Origin of the sequence: Nocardia puris, assembly GCF_003315035.1 — a bacterium.
Lineage (GTDB): Bacteria > Actinomycetota > Actinomycetes > Mycobacteriales > Mycobacteriaceae > Nocardia > Nocardia puris.
The window spans coordinates 863,100-885,169 of record NZ_QNRE01000001.1; the positions used below are offsets into that span (position 1 = coordinate 863,100).

General features: G+C 70.7%; 14 protein-coding genes. 1 reads left to right on the forward strand and 13 read right to left on the reverse strand.

Annotation, left to right across the window (positions count from 1 at the left end; translation table 11 throughout):
* Both recG and DFR74_RS03990 read right to left on the reverse strand, forming a co-directional pair.
* Positions 1-2,274, reverse strand: a complete 2,274-nt coding sequence (recG, locus tag DFR74_RS03985; protein ID WP_067509003.1) for an ATP-dependent DNA helicase RecG — start codon at positions 2,272-2,274, stop codon at positions 1-3.
* Between the two features lie 43 nt (positions 2,275-2,317).
* A complete protein-coding gene (locus DFR74_RS03990; protein WP_067509001.1) occupies positions 2,318-4,195 on the reverse strand; it encodes a DAK2 domain-containing protein in 1,878 nt (625 codons plus the stop codon).
* Between the two features lie 306 nt (positions 4,196-4,501).
* Here DFR74_RS03990 and rpmB point away from each other — a divergent pair, with 306 nt between their 5' ends.
* The gene (gene rpmB / locus DFR74_RS03995; protein ID WP_011210730.1) at positions 4,502-4,693 is read left to right on the forward strand and encodes a 50S ribosomal protein L28; all 192 of its coding nucleotides are present in this window, start codon (positions 4,502-4,504) and stop codon (positions 4,691-4,693) included.
* 360 nt (positions 4,694-5,053) lie between these two features.
* On the opposite strand, the gene DFR74_RS04000 is transcribed toward rpmB, so the two are convergent.
* The 11 genes from DFR74_RS04000 to DFR74_RS04050 are packed head-to-tail and all read right to left on the reverse strand — an operon-like array spanning position 5,054 to position 22,065.
* Positions 5,054-6,439: a cation:proton antiporter gene (locus DFR74_RS04000; RefSeq protein WP_067508999.1), complete on the reverse strand. Its 1,386-nt coding sequence runs from the start codon at positions 6,437-6,439 to the stop codon at positions 5,054-5,056.
* 43 nt (positions 6,440-6,482) lie between these two features.
* Entirely contained in the window at positions 6,483-8,108 is a 1,626-nt protein-coding gene (locus DFR74_RS04005) for an ABC transporter permease (protein ID WP_113974940.1), read from the reverse strand.
* Between the two features lie 5 nt (positions 8,109-8,113).
* On the reverse strand, positions 8,114-9,979 hold the full coding sequence (locus DFR74_RS04010; protein WP_067508995.1) for an NAD(P)/FAD-dependent oxidoreductase: 1,866 nt from the start codon (positions 9,977-9,979) through the stop codon (positions 8,114-8,116).
* The gene (locus DFR74_RS04015; RefSeq protein ID WP_067508993.1) at positions 9,976-10,866 is read right to left on the reverse strand and encodes an ABC transporter ATP-binding protein; all 891 of its coding nucleotides are present in this window, start codon (positions 10,864-10,866) and stop codon (positions 9,976-9,978) included. The genes DFR74_RS04010 and DFR74_RS04015 overlap by 4 nt, the downstream gene beginning before the upstream one ends.
* Positions 10,863-12,653, reverse strand: a complete 1,791-nt coding sequence (locus DFR74_RS04020; RefSeq protein WP_067508991.1) for a fatty acyl-AMP ligase — start codon at positions 12,651-12,653, stop codon at positions 10,863-10,865. Before DFR74_RS04020 ends, DFR74_RS04015 begins: the two co-directional genes overlap by 4 nt.
* Positions 12,650-14,026: a cytochrome P450 gene (locus tag DFR74_RS04025; RefSeq protein ID WP_084537585.1), complete on the reverse strand. Its 1,377-nt coding sequence runs from the start codon at positions 14,024-14,026 to the stop codon at positions 12,650-12,652. The genes DFR74_RS04020 and DFR74_RS04025 overlap by 4 nt, the downstream gene beginning before the upstream one ends.
* Complete coding sequence (locus tag DFR74_RS04030) at positions 14,023-15,105, reverse strand: fatty acid desaturase (protein ID WP_067508986.1); 1,083 nt, start codon at positions 15,103-15,105, stop codon at positions 14,023-14,025. Before DFR74_RS04030 ends, DFR74_RS04025 begins: the two co-directional genes overlap by 4 nt.
* Positions 15,102-17,753: an aminotransferase class III-fold pyridoxal phosphate-dependent enzyme gene (locus tag DFR74_RS04035; protein WP_113974941.1), complete on the reverse strand. Its 2,652-nt coding sequence runs from the start codon at positions 17,751-17,753 to the stop codon at positions 15,102-15,104. The genes DFR74_RS04030 and DFR74_RS04035 overlap by 4 nt, the downstream gene beginning before the upstream one ends.
* The gene (locus DFR74_RS04040) at positions 17,743-20,745 is read right to left on the reverse strand and encodes a type I polyketide synthase (RefSeq protein ID WP_170160693.1); all 3,003 of its coding nucleotides are present in this window, start codon (positions 20,743-20,745) and stop codon (positions 17,743-17,745) included. Before DFR74_RS04040 ends, DFR74_RS04035 begins: the two co-directional genes overlap by 11 nt.
* On the reverse strand, positions 20,742-21,035 hold the full coding sequence (locus DFR74_RS04045; RefSeq protein WP_232331740.1) for an acyl carrier protein: 294 nt from the start codon (positions 21,033-21,035) through the stop codon (positions 20,742-20,744). Before DFR74_RS04045 ends, DFR74_RS04040 begins: the two co-directional genes overlap by 4 nt.
* Positions 21,028-22,065: an NAD-dependent epimerase/dehydratase family protein gene (locus DFR74_RS04050; protein WP_067508982.1), complete on the reverse strand. Its 1,038-nt coding sequence runs from the start codon at positions 22,063-22,065 to the stop codon at positions 21,028-21,030. The genes DFR74_RS04045 and DFR74_RS04050 overlap by 8 nt, the downstream gene beginning before the upstream one ends.
* Positions 22,066-22,070: the final 5 nt, after the last annotated feature.

Genomic DNA, 22,070 nt, shown 5'->3' on the forward strand with positions numbered 1-22,070 from the left:
CTACGACTTGGCCAGGTACTCCAGGCGCTCGGAGTCCACGGCCGCGCGCATGAGGGCGGCCAGGCCGGGGTGGTTGCGCAAGCCGGGGTCGTCTTCGACCAGGCGGCGGGCGAGATCCTGTGCGGTGGTGATGACTTCGAGGTCATCGATGAGGGAGAGCAGGCGCAGCGAGGTCGCGGTGCCGGACTGCGCCGAGCCGAGGACGTCGCCCTCGCGGCGCTGGCGCAGGTCGAGAACCGCGAGTTCGAAACCGTCGGTGGTGGCCGCCACGGCCTCGAGCCTGCTCATCGCCGAACCGCCCGGCGCGGCGTCGGTGACGAGCAGGCACAGACCGGGATGCTTGCCGCGGCCGATGCGGCCGCGCAGCTGATGCAGCTGGCTCACGCCGAAGCGGTCGGCGTCCACGATCACCATCACGGTCGCGTTCGGCACGTCGACGCCGACCTCGACCACCGTCGTGCACACCAGCACGTCCACGTCGCCGTCGTTGAAAGCCCGCATCACACGGTCCTTTTCGTCGGCGTGCAGCCGGCCGTGCAGTAGCCCGACCCGCACTTCGGCGAGCGGGCCGGAGCGCAGCGTCTCGAACATGTCCACCACGGCCTGCGTGGGCGGCGCCTCCTTCTCCTCCGGCGCCTTGCCCCGGCCTTTGCCTTTCGCGGGTGCGGCGTCCTCGTCGTCGCCGATGCGCGAGCACACCACGTAGGCCTGCCGCCCCTCCTGCACCTCTTCGAGGATGCGTTCCCAGGCGCGGTCCACCCAGTTCGGATGCAGTTTGCGCGGGACGACTCTCGACGTGATCGGCGAACGCCCACGCGGCAGTTCGGTGAGCGTGGAGGTCTCCAGGTCACCGAGCGTGGTCATGGCGATGGTGCGCGGGATCGGGGTGGCGGTCATGACCAGCAGGTGCGGGCTGGCGCCGTCTTTCGCCTTGGCGCGCAACGCATCTCGCTGCTCCACGCCGAAGCGGTGCTGTTCGTCCACAACCACCATGCCGAGATCGAAGAACTCGACGTTGTCCTGGATCAGCGCGTGCGTGCCGATGACGATGCCCGCCTCCCCCGTCACGGCATCCAGCAGCGCGGCCTTCTTCGCCGAGGCCGACATCGACCCGGTCACCAGGCTCACCCGGGTGGCCTTGTCGGCCGCACCCAGTTCACCGGCCGTCGCCAAGTCGCCCAGCATCGCGCGCAGCGACCGATAGTGCTGGGCGGCAAGCACTTCCGTCGGGGCGAGCAGCGCGCACTGCTGCCCGGCATCCACCACCTGGAGCATGGCGTGCAGCGCGACGATCGTCTTGCCCGACCCCACCTCGCCTTGCAGCAGCCGGTGCATGGGGTGGGCCAGCGAGAGGTCGGCGGAGATCTCATTCACCACCGTGCGCTGGCCCTCGGTCAGCTCGAAGGGCAACCGCTTGTCGAACTCCGCCGCGATCCCGTCCGTGCGCGGTGGGCACGGACGCGCGGTGCGGCCCGCGATCTCGTGGCGGCGGTCGGCCAGCACCAGTTGTAGCGCCAGCGCCTCGTCGAACTTCAACCGCTCCTTGGCGCGGTCGATATCGGATCTGCGCTCCGGCAGGTGGATCAGGCGCAGCGCGTCGGAGACGGGCATGAGCTCGCGATCCGCGCGCACGTCTTCCGGCAGCGGATCGTCGATCGGATCGAGTTGCTCGAGCACCTGTCGCACGCAGGCCAGCAGATCCCAGCTCTGCACCTTCGCGGTGGCCGGATACACCGGGATGAACTCGCGCTCCATGAACGAGACGTCCACGCCCCCTGCGCCTTTCGCGCTCTCGGCCAGTCCGCGCAGAGCGCCGCCGCCACGGACCTTGGTGAACGACCCGACGGTTTCGTCCTCGGTCTCGGGCAGGATGAGGTAGCCGGGGTGGCTGAGATTCCAGGTGCCGGGCCGCCAATAGCTCACGGTGCCCGACATCATCGCCCGCAGGCCTTCCTTGACGACGTACTTCACCTTGTCGCCGTTGAAGAAGGTCACGTCGACCGGACGCCCGGAACCGGTGTCCAGCAACACTTTCAGCAACGAGCCGCGCCGGTTGCGCATCGGCTTGAGCTCGGCCTTGGTGATCCGCCCGATGACCGTGATATGCGCGCCCTCCTCCGGCGCCTCCTCGGTGAGCGGCTGCCCCTGCGTGGCGTAGCGCAGCGGGTAGTGCCGGAGCAGATCCTCCACGGTGTGCATATCGAACGCGTCGACCAGTGAGTCGGCGGCCTTCTTCCCGAGAACGTGGTCGAGCCGATCGCTCAGTGTTGCCATAGCCGCTCCTGCACCCCGATTCCCATACCGCTCGCCCCGCGCATCATTCCACCCCGATCTGCACCAGATCCCCGTGCTGCCCACCGGAATACACGGTGACCTCCACGCCGGGGAAACCGCCCTCGATGTACGCGGACAGCTCCTCGGCCAGACCGGCGGGGGCGCCCGCGCCGATCAGCAACGTGACCAGTTCCCCGCCGAGCCCGAGCATCCGGTGCAGCAGAGTGCGGCCCGCGCCCGGCACATCGCGGTCGATCACCACCACGTCGTGCCCGACCAGACCGAGTCCGTCGCCGGGTTCGCAGGTGCCGACCATCGTCAGGGCGCGCTGGGTGGCGGCGCGGACCGAGCCCCACCGCATCGCCGCCGCCGCTTCCGACATGGCGAACGCGTCGTCGACGGCGATCCGGCCGCGGTCGTGCACGGCCAGCGCCGCCAAGCCCTGCACCATGCAACCGCTGGGCAGCAACAGCACGTCGCGGTGCTCGTCACGCGCGGCCACACCGACGGCGACCAGTTCGTGGGCGGGCAGCGCGCCGTTCGGCAGCACCAGCACCTCGCGATGGGGAAGCCTGCGGATCGCGGTGAGCAACCCCGCCGAGGTCACGGGATGCTTGTTCAGCACCACCGCGCCCGCCGCCTCGAACAACGCGGCCGCGCCCGCACCGGTCGCCACGGCCAGCACCGCGCGGTCGGCGGGCCCTCGCTCGGGCGCGACGACTACCCGTCGCACTGGCTCGAGCACGGGCGCGGTCACCGCGAAGCTCTCGATCCGGATGCGGCTCACCGTGCCCGCCGCCATCCCGGCTTCCACGGCCGCCCCCGCGTCGGCGCAGTGCACGTGCGCGGACCAGCTGCCCGCGCCGTCGCCGACTATGACGACCGAATCGCCCAGCTCGTCCAACCGGGTGCGTAGGCGCTCGACCTTCGCGGTGTCGGTGGCGTCCAGGACGTACATGACTTCGAAATGCGGGGCGGCGGCGTGGGCATGGTCGAACGCGTCCGCGCATGCGGCCATACCCTTCTCGGGCGCGGCGACGTCCAACGGTACCCCGTCTTGGTGCGCAGGGACGGTGTGCGCACCCGCCCTGTACTCGTCACCGGGAGAGAGAACGGAACCGAGATCGTCGGCCGCCGTATTGCGCACATCCGCCGCCCCTCCAGCACCCTCCGCCCGAGCGGTCCGAACGCCGGGGGTTCCACCTGCCCGATTGTCGCCGGTGGCCCCTGTGGTCCCGCGAGATCCCGCCGACTCGCTCACACCGCCGCACTGCCCCCGCACATACTCCGGCCGGGCCGGAGTCTCTCCCAAAGTCACCGCCACGAGCGCGTCCAGCAGCACCACCAAGCCGCGCGCCCCCGCGTCCACCACACCGGCCGCCCGCAGCACACCCAGCTGCGTCGGGGTGTCGCCCAGCGCCTTCGCCGCACCGTCGGCGGCCGCGACCGCGACCTCCGCCAGCGCATCCTGCTCGCACGCCGCCGCGCAGTCGGCCGCGCACTCCAGCACCGTCAGAATCGTGCCCTCCACCGGCACGCTCAAGGACTCCCGCACCAGCGCCGCCGCCCGGCGCAACGCCACCCGCAACGAATCCCCCGTCAACGGCCCCCGCACCGTCGCCTCCGCCACCCCGCGCAACACCTGCGACAGGATGATCCCCGAATTCCCCCGCGCCCCCAGCGTCGCGCCCCGCGCCAACGCCGCCGCCACCTCGTCCGCCCCCGCGCCACCCGGCAGCGGTTCGGCGGCCACCACGGCCGCGCGCATCGTGGCCAGCAGATTCGTCCCCGTATCCGAATCCGCGACCGGGAAGACATTCAGCGCGTTGATCTCGGCGCGGCGCTGCGCCAAACCGTCCAGGCAGAGCCGGCCCCAGTGCCTCAGCGCCGCGCCGTCGATCGCATCCCGCCGCCCGAACACCCGTCACCTCCCGCACTCGCCCGGACCACACCCGACGAACGCCAGGTTATCCCGCAGCACCGCCTGCGGCCGCCGGGCATGGGACCGGTATGCTGTCGCGGTGCCCGGCGGCCCCTCGGCCCGCCCCACCGGAGTCCCGGTTTGGTGGATCGACAGCCCGTTGGCTACCCTTGCAGGGTTGCCTCACGCGGCCGGCCCTGGCCGTCGCTATCCGCCGCCCGTCGGCGGGGCACATCACGACATCGTTTCCGGACATGCCGCACACGAAGGCGGCGGTCCCCACATGACATGAAGGAGTTCGCGACTATGGCTGCCGTCTGCGACGTCTGCGCCAAGGGCCCCGGCTTCGGGAAGTCGGTCTCGCACTCGCACCGGCGCACCAACCGTCGCTGGAACCCGAACATCCAGACCGTGCGCGCCCAGGTCGCCCCGGGCAACACCCGCCGGATGAACGTGTGCACCTCCTGCCTGAAGGCCGGCAAGGTCGTCCGAGGCTAGCGCTGTTCCGCCTCTCCGCGTTTTTCGCCGGTCGTGGGTAACGGGTTGGTCTTGTTGCCGGGCCGGCGGTGAGGATGTGGGTTTCGTTCTGGGCGTTCCCGACGAGTTACCCATGTTCTTGCGAGATCAGTTGGTGCGTGGAGTGAATTGAAGTCGGCTTACCCCGATGTCCTTTGGGCATCGGGGTTTTGCTGTGCGTCCTATGCACGTTCCGCCGGTGCGGGTGGTGCCGCACCGGGCAGTCACTGGCCGTCATGGTCGGCAGGCAGTTGTGAAGGGTGGCGCGCCCCTACGGGCGCGCCACCCTTCACTTGTCTCGTAGTGCCGGCATTTCTGTGGAACGCGGCCCGCCGATCCGGATCAGGATCGCGCCCGGCCATGGTCGGTCGGGTCGCGTTCGCTGCCTACCTCGTGCGGTCTCGGCACTGGCTTGGGCTGTTCACCGTCCGGCCCGAACACCCGCCCCTGCTTCCAGGCGCTGCGCTCGAAGAGACGTTGCAGTGGCGTCGCGGCGGCGGTGGTCACGAAAGTCATCAAGGCCAGGACGGTGAACAGCTCCGGGGTGATCAGGCCCGCGGCCAGTCCGATATTGATCAGCACCAGTTCCATCAAGCCGCGGGCGTTGGCCAGCGCCCCCATGGTGCCCGCTTCGCGCCAGCTCATCCCTTGCCAGCGGGCGGCGAGCCCGATTGCGCCGAACTTGCCCGCGAACGACAGCAGCAGGACCAGCAGCGCCATCGCGAGTACCACGGGTTCGAAGATCAAGGCGAGTTCGGTGTTGAGGCCGGTGTAGATGAAGAACGCCGGCAACAGCAGATAACTCACCAGTGGATCGACGCGATCCCGGATCCGGTCGATCAGCGTGCCGCGCGGCATGACCAGTCCGGCGACGAACGCTCCGAGAACGGAGTGGATGCCGACGAAATCGGTGAAGCTCGCCGAGAGCAGGACCACGATCAGAATCACCACCAGGGGACCGACAGGCAGCCCGCCGGTGCGTTCACCCTGCGCGGGCCCCGCGTCACGCAACCGCGCCAGGAGGGGCCGGGCCAGGAACGCCATGATCAGGACGAAGCAGACGCCACCCGCGCAGGCGAGCACCGCGCCGCCGGGACTCGCCTGCGCGGTGGCGACCACCACCGCGAGCAGGAGCCAGGCCACGGCGTCGTCCAGCGCGGCCGAGGCCAGCGACAGGGTGCCGAGCCGGGTGCGCACCAGGCCCGCGTCCCGGATGATCCACGCCAGTACGGGGAAGGCGGTCACCGCCACCGCGGCGGCCAGGAACAGCGCCGCTTGCCACGGTGCGACAGCGTCGGTGAACCATCGCTGGGATCCTGCCATCCACCACCCGGCCGCCCCGCCCAGCAGCAGTGGCACCACTATGCCGGTGGCCGACGTGATGGAGGCCTTGCGCAGGTGGGCGCCGAGAATCGTGAGGTCGAACGACGCGCCGACCATGAACATGAACAGCACCAGCCCGATCTGCCCGACCATGTACAGGACGGTCAGGTTCGGATGCTGAACCGCCGTACCGGAGATCTCCAGCGTCTGTGGGAAGAGCCATTGCTGGGCCCCCGGCCAGATCCACCCCAGCGCCGACGGCCCCAGCAGGAACCCGGCGACCATGATCGCCATGACCTGAACCTGTGCCAGGCGCCGCAGCAGCGGCCAGAGCAACCGGTAGGCCGCGAGGATCACCGCGATCTGCAGGAACAGTTTCGTCGAGATCTCCAAGAGCGTCGGCACGGCGGTCCTCCCTGTAGCACTGAAGATGGATGAGACGACCTGCTCAGACGAGGTCGCGTCGTCGGAAGCCGAGGAACCCGGACATCGCGGCGGCGATCGCGACGACCACACAGAACACGGCTCCCCATGCGGAGGGATCCGTCTCGAACAATCGTGGGGAGTGCTCGAACGGCGAGAGGTCGAGGGCCGCGCCGGGGAGCCGCAGCGTGCGGCCGAGCAGTGCGATCACCGCTGTCACGGCGTATCCGAGCCACACCCACGTCGTCCGGCGGGGAAACCAGCCGTACAGCAGGAGCGCCACACCCAGGAACGTCAGCAGCGCCGGCAGGTGTGCGATCGTCGCGACCGCGCAACGCCACAGCTGGCCCGCGTCGCCTGTCCGGAACGCATGGGCGGCGCCGATCCCGGTACCGCCCGCGACCAGCACGAGTAGCCCCGTCGTCGCCGCCGCGCCCGCGTGCCCGGCCAGCCACCGCGAGCGCCCCATCCGTCGGGCCAGGATCAGATCGGCCCGACCGGCCTGTTCATCACGGGCGGGGGCGAGAGCGACCGCGAGGGTCGCGCCCGCGGCGAGCAACGCGCTGATCAGGGCCGCCATGGCAAGAAAGGACGACAGGACGTCGGCGCCGCCGAAACCGCCGATCAGGTCCAGGACCGCCCGCGAGCTCTGCGCCACCTGACCCATCTCGACGGTGACGGCGCCGAACGCCACACCCAAGCCCGCCGCGGTCGCCCCCCAGCCCAAGGTGGTGCCACGGGCGAGCCGCACGGCGAGTCGCCACGGTCGCTGCGCACCCGGCACCGCTCCCGTCCGGCCCGCGCGCGCGCCGAACACGCCCGAGCCGAGATCGCGGCGCTCCTCCACGGCCACGGCGACGGCGAGCAGGACCGCGGCCGCCGACAGCGACAGCAGCAGCGGCCACGGCCGGTTCTCGGCGAACGGGTGGATGCCTTGCGACCAACCCAGCGGTGAGAGCCACGAGATCGCCCCGGTGGCCGTGCCGTCGCCGATCGCCCGCAGCGCGAACGACGCCGCGAGGGCGAAACCGGCGATGGTATAGGTGCCCCGCGCGTGCTCGGTGAGCTGGGCGGCGACCGCGGTGAGGGCCGCGAAGAACAAACCGGTGCCGAGCAGCGCCGCTCCGTAGGCCATGCCGCCCCGGAGGTCACCCGCCGCGAGCCCGACCCCGACGGCGGCGGCGACGGCGATCACGACGGCGACCGCGGCGGTCACCAGCACGGCCGCGCCGAGATCAGCGTGGCGTCCGAAACGCCTGGCCCGCAACAGTTCCAGACGACCAGACTGCTCCTGCCCCCGCGTGCTGTACCCCATCGTGGTGATCGCCATGACGGCGACCGCCAGTGCCAGGTACCAGCCCGCTTCGAACACGAAGATGCCTCCGTGGCTGTCGAGTCCGCGCGCGGGGCCGTTGAGGGCGTGCGCGGCGGGCAGGCCCTCCGTCACCTGGGCGTAGGCCTGTCGCTGCGGCCCCGGCGGGTAGAGCCCGCCGACGCTCACCGCGGCCGCCGTCGCGATGGCGGGCACGCCCACGCACCAGAGCAGCAGGAGGACCCGCGTCTGCCGAACGATCAGCGCCGCGGCGGTCCAGATGCCACGCAGGCTCTGGGCGCCGCCGCCTTGTGGGCGAACCCGTGTGGGATCGCGCACCCCTCTCAGCACGCGCGCCCCGCTGCCGGTCGCGGCCCGGACCGATCCGAGCGGGCTCGAGATGGCGCCGCGCGCCGCCGCGGCACGCGGGTGGAGATCCAGGTGCCGACGGCGTCGGTGACGTAGCCGACGAGAAATACCGCGGTGATCGCGGTTCCGGAGCCGCGCAGGACGAGCGGGCTGAATTCGGTGCCTTTCATCCGGAGGAACGCCGGTTCGCGCACTTCGCCCATGGTCAGGTCACGGGGGGCCGCGCGACGTCCGGCGAACAGCCGCCACAGGGCGGGGACCGGCGAATGCACCCGCATGATCGCCTGCACCGGGGGCTGCGGCGTACCGTAGCGCAGGCGCCGTTCGGCGCGTGCGGCCATCCGCTCGTGCATCCGCTCGACCGCGCTCGCCACCTTGTCCGGTTCGAACAACCGCCACGGCAGTGACTGGGACAGGAATACCTGCCGCTGCAGACGTTGCCTGCGCCTGCGCCACACCGCCGATTCGTGCGCGGTACGGCCACCGGTCTCGTGCAGCCACCGGGCGAGCTGGAATCTGCCCAGCAGTGCCGAGCCGAAGATCGAGTAGTCCAGCAGATGCTCGAGCAGGAAGAACCGGCCATCGGCGAGGCTGCCCTGGTACTTGTGCCGGATCATCGCGCGCATGATCCGCCAGTCGGCGCGCAGCGCGTTGTCGACGTGGGCGATCTCGTCGGTGTCGAGCCTGCCGTGATTGATGTCGTCGTCGACGATATTGGCGGTGTGCCACGACCCGAGCAGTGCCAGGGAGATGCCCTGGCTGTAATAGGCGTCGATGATGGAGGCGGCGTCACCCGCCATCGCGTACCGGCGCGGGGAAACATGGGTGTCGGTCATCAGCTGGACGTTGCGGTACATCTGATACTCGAGCACGTTGTCGCGGTCGAGGAAGTCGAGCAACGGATACCGCTCCAGCACGTCCCAGAAGTACTCCTTCAGCTTGGTGCCCACCTCGACTCGGCTCTTGTCGAAGCTGACGCCCACGCTGATGCGGTCGCCCACCAGGCGGATGAGCCAGATCCAGTACCCGTCACCCCACAGGTGGACGGTGTCACGATCCCGCTGCATGACCTCCGGTCCGGGGCCGTGGAACTGCCACGCCGGGCCGAAGTCGGCGTCGGTGCACCCGGAGAACTGCGCCCACACCGACGCGGTCTCGAAGCCGTCGGACAGATCGATGTCGTGGCCGAGCGTTTTCGCCAGCAGCCGCGATCGGCCCGAGCAGTCGATGATCCAGCGGGCGCGCACCGTCCCGGACGGGCCGTCCTTGCGCTGCGATCGCCACGTGAGTGTGTGGTCGCCCTCGTCGGACAACTCGAACTGCCTGGCCCGGCCGCATTCGACGAAGGTGATGCCCGCGGTGGCCCTGACGCGCTCGCGTAGCTGCTCCTCGATCTCGGGCCGGACGATCTGGCAGTCGGCGAACATCGTGCGACGGAACTTCGGGCTGCGGATGGCGGCGGCGTAGCGCTCGGGTAGGTCGGACTGAAAGGCCCACTCCGACATGCCACGGTCGAATCGGGGGTTGCCTTCCAGACCGTAGGTCATCCAGATACCGGATTTGGGCAACGACGCCGACAGAGCTTCGTCGAGTTCGGCGATCGAGCGCAGCAGCGCGTTGGAGAAGACCAGCAGTGATTCCCCGACCTTGTAGCTGCTCGCCCGCGCGGGTGTGATCTCGTCGACGAGCACCACCGACAAGTCGCGCTTGGCGTATTGCAGCGCGTTGAACAGTCCGACGATGCCCGCGCCGACGACACACACGTCCGCGCGGAGTTCGGCGGGCGGCGTGCGCGCGGGCTCGGTGACGGCGGGAGCGGTGGAAAGGTGGTCGATCGTCATCGCAGTTCACCAGCCTGCTCGTAGTGGTGGAGGAACAGGTCCTCGAGGGAGGGCGGGGCGCTGGTCACCGAGCGGACGTCGCTTGCCGCGAGGTAGGCCAGGGTCTCGTTCAGCCGCGCGGGTTCGATGTCGAATCGGACCTCGTGTGCGCTGCGCCGGATGTTCTCGGCGCAGCGCAGGTCGAACGCCGCGGGCTCGTCCATCTCGACGCGGAAGTGTGTACGGGTCGCGCGGCGCAGGTCCGACAGTGAACCGGAGGTCACCGTCGTGCCCGCCCGCACGATCGTCACGGTGTGACACAACTTCTCGACCTCACTGAGGATGTGACTGGACAGCAGCACTGTCCGTCCCCGCCGGGTCGCCTCGCGCACGCACTCGGTGAAGACGTTCTCCATCAGCGGGTCCAGGCCCGAAGTCGGCTCGTCGAGGATCAGCAGCTCGGGGTCGGAGGCGAAAGCCGCTATCAGGGCGACCTTTTGCCGGTTGCCTTTGGAATAGCTCGAGCACTTCTTGGACGGGTCGAGTTCGAAGCGGTCGACCAGATCGGCGATGGTGGCCGGGGCGGCCTCGCCTTGCAGGCGTGACAGGATGTCGATGACCTCGCCGCCGGTCAGCGACGGCCACAGATCCACGTCGCCGGGTACGTAGCCCACCCGAGCGTGCAGATCGACGGCGTCGCGCCACGGGTCGCGCCCGAACAGCCGGGCGGTCCCGCCATCCGCGCGAATCAGCCCGAGCAGGATCCGGATCGTCGTGGTCTTGCCCGCGCCGTTGGGCCCGAGGAACCCGTGCACCTCGCCCGCGCGGACCGAGAGGTCGAGCCCGTCGAGGGCACGCGTCGCGCCGTAGGACTTTCTCAGTCGTTCGATCTCGACAACGGTGGTCACGGTGCTCCTTCCGTGGCGGCGCCGAGAGCGGGTCGCGGGCTCGTCGTCTCGGTGCCGCAGCCGAATTCGGCCAGCCGATGGTTGGCGTACTTCACCCGCGTGGCCTTGCGTTGCAACTTTCCGCTGGTGGTCTTGGGAAGCTGCCCGGCCTGTACCAGCATGACCTCATGGGGCACCACATCGTGGACTTTCGCCACGGCCCCGCGAATCCGTCGTGCCGCTTCCGCGGCGTCGAAGGCGGAGTGAGCGTATCTGCGATCCACTTCGGCGACCACGATCAGCCGTTCCCCGTCCTCGTGGGCTATCGAGAAGGCGGCGACGTGCCCCGGGCGGATCTCGGGCGCCGCCGCGGCCGCGGTCGATTCGATGTCGGCCGGGTAGTGGTTGCGTCCGCGGGCGATGATGAGGTCTTTGAGCCGCCCGACGAGGTAAAGCTCTCCGCCGCTGAGAAATCCGAGGTCGCCGGTGCGGAGCCAGCCGCCGGTGCCGTCGCCCGGTTCGACCCGCGCGCCGAACACATCGGCGGTGTCGTCCGCGCGACCGAAATAGCCGCGTCCGACATTGGGTCCGCGTACCCAGACCTCACCCACCGTGTCCGGCGCCATGGCATTCCGGGTGAGCGGGTCGACCACCGCGACGTCTTGGTCGAGCGCGACGCCGCATCCGACCACGGGTGCGGTACGGTCGTCGCGGGCGGGACCCGGCACCGCCCGGCCGGCTTCCAGCGCCCGGCGGTCGAAGTGGCCGACGACCGGGCCGCGCCCCTGCGGGGTGAGGGATACGCCCAGTGTCGCTTCGGCCAATCCGTATCCCGGGCTATGCGACTCGGGCCGGAAGCCGTGCGGCGCGTAGGCCCGCGTGAACGCGGCGAGCGTGCCGGCGCGGATCGGTTCGGCGCCGTTGACGAGCGCCGTCAGGGTGGACAGGTCCAAGTCCTCACGCTCGACGGCGGAGATGTCGGCAGCCGCGGTCGCCAGGCCGAAATCCGGGCTGGCGCTGACGCCGCCGCCGAAATCGGAGATCGCGCGCAGCCAGCGCGCCGGTCGTTGGACGAACTCGCCAGGAGCCATGAACACCGAGTGACCGCCCGCGCTGAGCGGGAGCGCGACCGCGAAGACCAATCCCATGTCGTGGAACATCGGCAGCCAGGTCACGACAGGCCGGGAGCGGACGACGGGCAGGGCATCGCGCAGTTGCCGGAGATTGGCCGCCAGGTTCGCCCGGGTCACCACGACTCCGGCCGGTGCGCGGGTCGAGCCGGACGTGTACTGCAAGTAGGCGATCCGGTCGGGGTTGTCATCGTCCGGTGGCACGGCGGTCGTCGGGGCAGTCGTCAGGATTGACTCGACCACCGCGACCGGGCCCGCGCCGAACGCGGCCACCGGCTCGGGCGCGGCCGCGAAGATCAGGGCCGGAGCGCAGTCCTCCAGCACCGCGGTGACACGGTGACGGTCGCGAGCCTCACCCGGCGCGTGCAGCGGCACCGCGATCCTGCCCGCGTACAGGCAGCCGAGAAACGCGCGGACGTAGTCAGGCCCGTGCGGGCACATGATGGCGACGCGGTCGTCCTGCCGGGTGTGTCGCGCGATCCAATCGGCCACCGCCGCGGCGTCCCGATCGAGCTCTTGGTAGGTGACCACGGTGTCGTCGCGAGACCGCCCCCGGTGGGTCAGGTGGGTCAGCGCCGGCGCCTGTGGCCGGTGCCGTGACCAGTGGCGGACGGCCGCGACGAGATCGTGTGGGTGATCCTCCGGCGGTGCGGCGGGCAGGGGATGCTCGGCGCTCATTGACGGCTCCGTTCCTCGATCGGGCGGAATTCGGCGGGCACGTCGCCCCGGGGACGGAGATTGATCAGCAGGGTCGGCTCGACGGGGGTTGTGGCGAAAGACAGTTCGCCACTGGTGAGCAGGACCGCGGTGAAGATCTGTCCCTCGTAGACAGCGAGCGTGCCGCCGATGCAGACCCGAGGCCCGATCCCGAACGGGAGATAGGTGGCGCGGTCCCGGGCGCGTTCGGCTCGGGGGGTGAAGCGTCGGGGATCGAAGGTCATCGGGTCGGGGTAGTGCGCAGGCGAGCGGTGCATGGCGAAGGTCGACAGGAAGACCAACGTCCCCGCCGCCACGTCCACCTCGCCGATTCTGGTGTCTCGCACGGACTCCCGCAGGAAGCACGGCGCGGGCGGGAACAGCCGCATCGCCTCCTTGAACACTTGGCCGCAGTACTGCAATCGTGGCAGATCCTCGACCGAGGGCAGCCGGCCCCCGAGGACGGTCTCGGCCTCGGCGCGAGCCTCGTCCCGGATCTCGGGATGGGTGGCCAGCAGATACGCGGTCCAGAACTGGGCATCCGCGGAGGTCTCGTGCGCCGCGCCCCAGATGTTGATGAGCTCGTCGATCAGTTGCTCGTCGGACATCGCGGCACCGTCGGGATCCCGGGCGGAGAGTAGGTCGTCCAGGACATCACGATCGTCGTACGCGGCGTCCGCCCGGTCCAGGCGGCGCTCACCGATGACCTTGGTGAACTCCTCGCGCACCTCGGCGAGGTCGCTGCGCATCTGACGGTTGGCTCTGGTCGGCAGCCACAGCGGTGCGGCGAGCGGGTCGAGCAGTTGCTTCATCTCCCATTCGAAAAGCCTCGTGACTCCGGCGATGAGCCGCTCATCGTGCCCCAGTGGCCGCTGAGTCATCAGCTCCCCGACGACGTCGTGCATCATGACCTTCAGCCGATCCAGCACTGTGAACGGGCTGTCCACCGGCCACTGCCGAATGTGGCGGTGCATCGTGCGGGCGATGGGATCGATGTACGGACCGAGCTGCCGGGCGGCGAACATGGGGGCGATCATCCGGCGCTGCCGCGCGTGCAGCGCCCCCTCGGAGATGAGCAGGCCCTTGCCGAGCGCCGGTACCAGGGCCTTGCGCTGGAGTTCGCCCTTGTCGAAGTCGTTCTCGCGGGTGACGAGTACTTCCTTGATCTCCGCCGGGCCGCTGACCATCACCGCGCGGCGCCCGGCCAATCCGAAGGGCGCCACCGGGCCGTGGTCGCGTTCCAGCCTGCACATGAATCCGAGCGGATCTCGTTTGAACGCCAGCGCGTCCGCCACCGGGCGCCGGGCTCGGGCCGGGCGTGCGCGCAGTCCGCCGGTCGAGGTATGTGAGTTCATCGCGGGTCCCTTCGCAGTGAATCGTCGGCTCGCGCGTGACCAGCCCGGCGCCAGAGTTCGGCGATCGACGGGATCAGCCCGTTGCTTTCGGTGAGCCGGTAGGCGGCGTTGAGTGCCGGTGCCGCGACCATGCGCCGGTGCGCTTCGGGCAATGCGTGATAGGGCAGGCCGGGCAGTAGGTGATGCAGTGCGTGCAAACGCAATCCGAGTGGTCCCCACAACTCACCGAGCAACGGGTGACGCGCATAGGTGAAGGTGTCCATCATCTGCTCGGTCACCGACATGCGATCGTGATCGCCGAGGTACCGGTGCGCGCCGAGCAGCCGGACCGAATTCAGCACCGCGATCCCCGCCAGTACGGCGGCCCAGGTCACGGGTACCCGCCAACTCAGGTGCCCGGTCAGCACCGCGACAGCGACGACGAGCACCAGCGCGCACGCCGTGGCCTCCTGTACCAGCCAGGAGCGCCGCTGCTCCCCGGGCTGCGGTGGTTCGCCGCGGTAGTCCAGGTCGATCTTGAGCGTCGACATCTGCGCGTAGATGAACGGCCGGGTCCGGGGAATGAGCCACGAGACCGGCGCGAGCACACCGAATCGCCACGGCCCGAATAACGGCGCCAGCGCCGAGCCCGCGAGCACAGCGGCGATATGCCCGCGGGGCATGGTCGCGAAGCGCACGTACTCGGCATCGTGTTCGGTGCCGTACGAGCGCCTGCTGTGGTGCTCGCAATGGCGTTCGTACATGAAAGACGGGATGAGCAAAGGTATCCCCACCACCAGGTTCCAGACCCTGGTGAAGGGGCGGAACGCATTCCGGTGTCCGAAGTGGGCGATCTCATGGATGAACACCGCCGCCCGGTACAGCGCCAAGACCGCGACGACGTACCAGACCACCAGCCACCAGCCATTCGGCACACCCGCGGCGAACGCGGCGAAGGCGGCCCACCCGACGACGGCCGCGATTGTCAAGTCGAGGTAGTAACGGGGGAGGTGCGGTTTCATCAGGTCGTGCACCAGGGCCGCCGCGGCGCCCGTCGCGAAGACGTGCGCGGCCCGGTCTCGTTCGGCGACGGTACTCATCGCGGTTCCTTCCGGTCGGTTCGGTGATCGGGACGCCAGGTGGTGGCCCGCGCGAGCCGGAAGCCGTGACGATCCGCGAGCGTGGCCAGGCGGCTGATCGCCGCATCGTCGAGATCCGTACCGAGACTGGACAATTCACGCTCACCTGACAGGGCGGTCACCATGGTTTCCGCCATGCAGGCGTAGGTCAGTCCCGGCGGGAGCCCGTAGCGCACCCCGAAGTCGTGTCCCGCGGGCAGTTCGACGATCCCACCGTCGAAGACCGTCAGGTCCGGGCGCGCGCGGGCGATGTCGGCGGGGATGTTCGGTGGCTGTGCGACATCACAGACCACCGCGTCCCGCGCGAAATCCGCGGCGGCGAGCAAGGTGCGAGGCGCCGATGTCGCGGCGACGACCACCTCGGCGTCGCGCGCCGCGCCGACGGGGTCGGTGTCCAGCGAAAGGTGGCCGTGCTCGAGGAGGAAGTCGACCAATGCCGTGCCGGTGCGACCGCTGTGCCGCGCCGCGAGCGCGAGCGGCCCTTCGCCGGAGGCGGCCGCCCGCTCGCAGACCGCGACAGCCGCCTCCCGCAACCGCGACACGGCATCCGTAGCACCCGCGCGACCAACCATCCGCAGCACCCGGACCTCACGGGCCAGCGCCCTGGCGATGGTCCTGCCGATGGCGCCGCCGCCGCCCAGCACCGCCGCGGTCAGATCGTGGCGAGCCACCCCGCGTTCTTCGCACACCCGGCGGATCGCGTCCAGGGAGGCCGCCGCGGTGAACGAGTTGCCGGTGGTGATCCGGTCGGCGTAACCCCCGAGCGCCATGCCGTTGGCGGTGACGATGGAGGAGTAGGCGCCGAGCCCCACGATGTCGGCGCCCCGGTGAAGAGCGAGGTCCACCGCCTCGCGCACCAGTCGCACCGCCTCGGGGCCCGGCAGCCGCAGGAGACCCTCGGCGGTGTAGGGCAGCCCGAAGATCTCGCCGTAGGCGCAGTCGCCGACGCTGTCGATGCGGCCGGTACCGATGAGGAAGGGCGCGGGGTTGAGCACCGAGGCGGCCTGGGCCATCCGGGTGAGCAGTGCGGCCCGTTCACCGTGATCGAAGACCTCCAGCGCCGGATCGAAATCGAGGAGACTGTCCAGATCCAGTGGGTGGGCGATGAACCCGAACCGGCGATCTCCGCCGCGCGGCCGTGGATTGCGCGCGGAGGCCGCCACCGGGCGCCGCGCGGGAGGATCGGATTCGGGTGGGCGCCCCACGAGGTGGCCGACGAGTCGCGCGGTGTCGCCTGCGGCTACCGTGGCGATCGCCGATTCCATCGCCGCCAGGAAAGTCTCGCACTCCTGTGCCTCGACCGTCAGGGGCGGCTCCACCCGAAGTACACGAGTGCCGAAAAGCGTGGGGGCGAGCCGGATCCGCTGTACGTTGAGCAGATAGGAGGTCAAGACCATGGCGAGATTCGCCTGGTCGGCTATGGACCCGATCAAGCCTTGCCTGCCGCCGAGCCCGATGTCGCCGCTCAGCTCGACTCCGATCAGCAGACCACGCCCGCGGACGTCGGTGATGACGCCGGGGTGACGCACCGCGATCGCGCGCAGACCGTCCAGCAGCAGTCGGCCCGCGCGCTCGGCGGACCGGATGACCGCTCGCTCATCGCGCAGCAGTTCATCCAGGACCGCGGCGCCGACGCGCGCGCCGAGCGCGTTCCCGGCGAACGTCGAGGTGTGCCGCAGGGCGAAATCCTCGGTGGCCATCTCCGGGCGGCACAACACCGCGCCCATCGGCAGCACGCCGCCGCCGAGCGCCTTGGCCACGGTGAGGATGTCGGGCGCGGCGCCGTCGTGCTCGGCGGCGAACATCCGGCCCGTGCGGCCGAGTCCGGTCTGTACCTCGTCGAACGCGAGCAGGACGCCGTGCCGGTCACAGATCCGGCGGATGTCGCCGAGGTAGCCGTCGTAAGGGACGCGGACCCCGCCCTCACCCTGGATCGGCTCGACCAGGAACATCGCGTAGTGGCCCGGCCGCTCGCCGAGCGCGCGCTCGAGTTCGGTGGCGCTGCCGAACGGGATGCGGTCGAAATGGGGCACCGGCACGCCGAACGCTCGCTGGTAGTCGAGCCGTCCGGTGGCCGACAGCGCCCCGAGCGTCTTGCCGTGAAAACCGTCGTGGGTGCTCAGCACGCCCAGCCGTCCGGTGGCCGCACGCGCGATCTTGATCGCGATCTCGGTGGCCTCGGCGCCGCTGTTGACGAAGGTCACCCGCGACAGCTGCCCCGGCGCCACGGCCGCCAGCCGCGCGGCGAGATCGCCGGCGGCGTCGAGGATCGAGGGCTGGACGAAGACGGGCAGGCCGGTCGCCCGCGCCCGCTCGATCGCGGCCCAGACGGGACCGGGATCGTGTCCGAACGGCAAGGCGCCGTAGGCGCCGGCGAAATCGAGGTACCGGGTCCCGGCCGCGTCGTACAACTCGGTCCCGGTCCCGCGCACGTAGTGTTTGTCGAGGTCCAGGGCGGCCAGGAGCCGGGCGAGGTGCGGATTGACATGCCGCAGGTAGGCGTCGCCGGCACCCGTTGTCTGCGCGCGATGGGCGGCCGCGAGCCTGCGGCGCAGCTCGCTCTGCAGTCGGGCCCGGCGATCGGACGGGGCGTGGGTCTCACTGGTCACCGGTGACCTCCTCGGCGGCGTCGAGCGCGCTCAACGCCTGTTCCAGTTCCTCGATGGACATCTCCTCGATGCGCGACGACGTCTCGTCGCCGGCGAGCGCAGTGGCCATCTGCTCGGGACTGTCGCCACTGAGCAGCACCGACAGTGGAATCGGGATGCCGAGGGCCTGTTCCATTCGGTTGCGCACCTGAACCAGCTGCAGCGATTCGACGGCGCGCTCCCGGAGCGCCACGCCGGACGGATGCGTCTCGCCCGCGATCGCCGGGACGGCCACGGTGAGCTCACGGCAGAGCGCTTCCAGGATGCGCTCCCGCGACGCGACGCGCGGACGTGGCGCCGCGTCTTCGCCGGCGCCGAAACGGCCGGACTCGGTGGCCGTGTGATGCCATGGAATCAACGGGAACCCCACGCGCCGGGTGGGTCGGCCGAGCACCGCTTGCCAGTCCAGATCGCACCCCGCCCGATGCAGTGCCGCCGGTAACGCGGCGAGCGGGCCGCCACCGTGTCCGCGCGACATGGCTGCCACCACTGCCGCGCGACGCCCCGCACCGGAGGCGATTTCCACAAGCGCGGGCGTCAGCACGGGATGCGCGCCGATCTCGACGACCACCGACGACGTGTGCGTGGGCAGCGCCGCGGTGACCGCGTCGCGGAACCGCACCCGCTCGCAGACATTGGCCGCCCAGTGTCGTGCGTCCATCGGATCGTCGAACCGCGCTCCGGTCACCGAGGAGTAGAGCGCGACGGCGGCGGGCCGGGGGCGTACGCGGCTGTCGAGGCGGTCGGCGAACTCGGTGGCGTCCGCCGCGAGCCGCGGACCGTGAAAGGCGTACGCCACGGGTAACCGGCGATGCCGGATACCACGATCTTCCAATTCGGCGCACATCGCGGCGATGCGGGGTGCGGCACCGGAGAACACCACGGACTCCGGGGCGTTCTCGGCGGCCACCGTGACGTCGGTGCGTTCCGCGATCAGATCGAGTGCCGCGGCCAGCGAAAGACGGGCCGCGACCATCGCGCCTCCCGCGGCGACGCGATTGAGCAGAGCGGCCCGTTCGGCCAGCACAGTCAGCGCCGAGCGAAGGTCGAGAACCCGCGCCGCGACCGCGGCCGACACTTCACCCATGCTGTGCCCGACCACCGCGCGGGGTTCGAGACCCCACTGATCGAGCAGCGAGGCGATGGCCAGGTGCATGGCGAAATTGCCTACCTGGGCCCGTTGGGTGTCGGCGTAGGCATCGGGCCGGTCGGAACACAGCGCGGCCCGCAGCGACCACCCGAACACGTCCGCGACCTCACGCTCCAGCTCGTCGAAGAGGTCACGGAGGCGGTCGCTGCCGGTCAGCTCGCGCCCCATGCCCGGCCACTCGGCGCCGTGACCGGAGAAGACGAAGATCGCGGGTGGCTGGCCGGGGCTGGCCGGCGCGCTCACCGGCGCGCCGAGATCGGCCAGCAGTGCGTCGCGATCGTCACCGATCCACGCCGCGCGGTACGGCAGGCCGAGGTCGCGGGCGGCGACGCCGCGCGCGAGCTCACGAGCGTCGAGCAGCGGATCGGTGGTCAGCGCGCCGGCCAGCGCCCGCCGTAGACGTTCCACGCCGGCGGCCGAGGACGCCGCCACGGGCAGCACCAGGGGCTCGTCAACGCCGTCGGTCGCGGGCACGGCCGTGCTCGCAGGCCCGGCGAGCACGACGTGGGCGTTGGCTCCGCCGAATCCGAAGGAACTCACCGCGGCGTGCCGCGCGCCGTCGGCGAGCGGCACGGGATCGGCGCAGACGCGCAGCCGGGTGCCGTCGATCTCGATCTCGGGGTTGAGGTGTCGCAGATGCGGCAGGCCCGGCGCGCGACCACGCCTGAGCACGCCGAGCGCGTGCGCGACTCCGGCCAGTCCGGCGGTGGCTTCGAGATGCCCCAGCGCGGCCTTCACCGACCCGACCGCGCACGGCGCCGTCCCGACGCCGTATACCGCGGCCAGAGCGGCCATTTCGATCGGGTCGCCGAGCCGGGTTCCGGTGCCGTGCGCCTCGATATAGCCGACCGTGTCCGGCTCGACGCCCGCGTCGGACAGCGCGCGTCGCAGCACCGCCTCCTGGCGTTTCGGATTGGGCGCGGTCAACCCGTTGGCTCGTCCTCCGTGGTTGACGGCGGTGCCGAGCACCCACCCCCTCGGGGTGATTCCGCCGTCGAGCGCGCGCTGCCCGCGCAGCACCAGGACCACGCAGCCCTCCCCCCGGACGATGCCGTCGGCGGCCGCGTCGAAGGATCGGCAGCGACCGGTGGGCGAGAGCGGCAGCGTCCGGGACGTGATGGTGTCGGAATGCGGCGAGAGCAGCACATGGACCCCCGCCACGATCGCGGTCTCGCAGTCGCCGCCGCGCAGCGCCCGCACCGCCAGATGCAACGCGGTGAGCGAGGACGAACACGCGGTGTCCACCGCCAGACTCGGCCCGTCGACGTCCAGCAGGTACGACAGGCGGTTCGCCGCCATCGCGTGCGAGGTACCCGGTCCGGTGTAGGCATCGATACCATCCGGTTCGGCGGCGCGCAGCAGCAGCCAGTCGGCGGCGTAGGTGCCGACGTACACCCCGGTCCTGCTGCCGCGCAGGCGCGCGGGCGGAATTCCCGCGTCCGCCAGAGCGTCCCATGTCGTTTCCAGCAGCAGGCGGTGCTGGGGATCCAACGACCGGACCTCCTCGCCGGAGAGCCCGAAGAAGTCCGCGTCGAAGCCGTCCACGTCCAGCAGCAGGCCCGACGGTTCACCGTCGGCGCGGGGGGCGGGTTCGCGGACGTGCGCGCGGCGCCGCACCTGCCCGATGGCATCGCCGCCGGCGTCGACGAACTCGGCCACCGCTTCGATCCTGTCGATCGCCGGTGGCAGGCGCACTCCGGCGCCGAGGACGGCGATTCGTTCGCTGCGGGCTCCCCGCAGATCCTCGAGCGCGCGCAGGGCTTGTTCGAGCAGCGCCCGCTGTGCTGTCGTCGACGTGGTCACCACGGCTCCGATCCCGAATGCGCCGTCGCTGCGGCGTGATTCGCGTCCGCGCCGAGGACGAACCGTACGATCGCCTCGATGCTGGGGTGGTCGAAAACGGCGGTGGGCGCGACGGCCGTGCCGGTGCGGTCCTCCAGGTGGGCGGTCAGCCGCACGCACTCCGCGGACGCCAGGCCCAGGTCCGCGAAACTGGCGGTGGTCGACACCGTGTCTACGTCGACGCCGAGCAGGTCGGCGACGACGCCCGCCAAATGGCCGACGAGTTCGGTGGTGACTGCATCCTCACGCACTGCGCGTCCCCTTTCGATGCGGTGGCCAAGGCGCCCCGGCGGCCGGCCGAGCCCGGTGTGCGGCGACCATGTCGGCGATGGCGGGGTCGACGCGGCGGCTGGGTACCCCGAGGTCGAGCGCGGTCCGATCACCTCGGAATCGGGGGAACTCGACCAGCAGCGGCAGGTTCTCCCGCACCACGAGTGGGTCCCAGCGCGCGGGTGTCACCGCCCGTGCCGGCCCGAGCGCCGCCGCGGCGATACGCAGCGCCGGTCGGCTCACCGGGAGCCAGTGCCTGCGTACCCCGAGGGCGTGCGCGACTTTGGCGAACAAGGCGCGATAGGTGAGGTTCTCGCCGACGACGAGATAGCGGATTCCCGCCTCGCCGCGCGACAGCGCCGCCAGATGCGCGGCCACGACTTGGTCGCGCCCCACGAAGCCGAAACCACCGGGCGGGACGGGGATCACGCGGTGGCGCGCGATCTGCGGGACGAGCCCGGACCAGGTGGTGCGAGGATCGCCCCCCGACGCGAGAACCGCGCCCGGATTGAGGATGACCGCGTCCAACCCGCGATCGACGCGGCGCAGCACGATCAGCTCCCCCATCCTCTTGGTGGACGGATACGGATGGCGCGAAGGCGCCGTACTCGTCGGGGTGACGCGGTCCGGGCCGTCGCAGGCTTCGGAAAGCCACACGGTAGAGGCGGAGGAGGTGTGCACGAGCCGCGTGCGATGGCCCAGCGCGGCGTCGGCGACGTTCCTGGCTCCCGCGGTGTTGACCGCGTGCATCAGGCCCCGCCGTCTGGTCGAGATGCCCGCGACGCCCGCGATGTTGACCACGGCGCGACAGCCCGCGACGGCACGGTCCACGGCCGCTCGGTCCCGGATGTCGCCGATGTGCACCTGATCGGGCGCGACCTCGAGCGCGTCGTTGTTGCGGCGCCAGTCCTCGGCCGACTCGGCGAGCACGCGGACCGGTTCCCCGGTTCGGATCAGCGCGTCGGCCACGTGCCGTCCGACGCAGCCCGTCGCCCCGGTGATCAAGATCATCGCGA

Coding starts and splice junctions, on each gene's coding strand:
- DFR74_RS04025 (WP_084537585.1), bottom strand. CDS start 14,026: ATGAACTCACATACCTCGACCGGCGGACTGCGCGCACGCCCGGCCCGA.
- DFR74_RS04050 (WP_067508982.1), bottom strand. CDS start 22,065: ATGATCTTGATCACCGGGGCGACGGGCTGCGTCGGACGGCACGTGGCC.
- recG (WP_067509003.1), bottom strand. CDS start 2,274: ATGGCAACACTGAGCGATCGGCTCGACCACGTTCTCGGGAAGAAGGCC.
- rpmB (WP_011210730.1), top strand. CDS start 4,502: ATGGCTGCCGTCTGCGACGTCTGCGCCAAGGGCCCCGGCTTCGGGAAG.
- DFR74_RS04030 (WP_067508986.1), bottom strand. CDS start 15,105: ATGAGTACCGTCGCCGAACGAGACCGGGCCGCGCACGTCTTCGCGACG.
- DFR74_RS04020 (WP_067508991.1), bottom strand. CDS start 12,653: ATGAGCGCCGAGCATCCCCTGCCCGCCGCACCGCCGGAGGATCACCCA.
- DFR74_RS04010 (WP_067508995.1), bottom strand. CDS start 9,979: ATGACGATCGACCACCTTTCCACCGCTCCCGCCGTCACCGAGCCCGCG.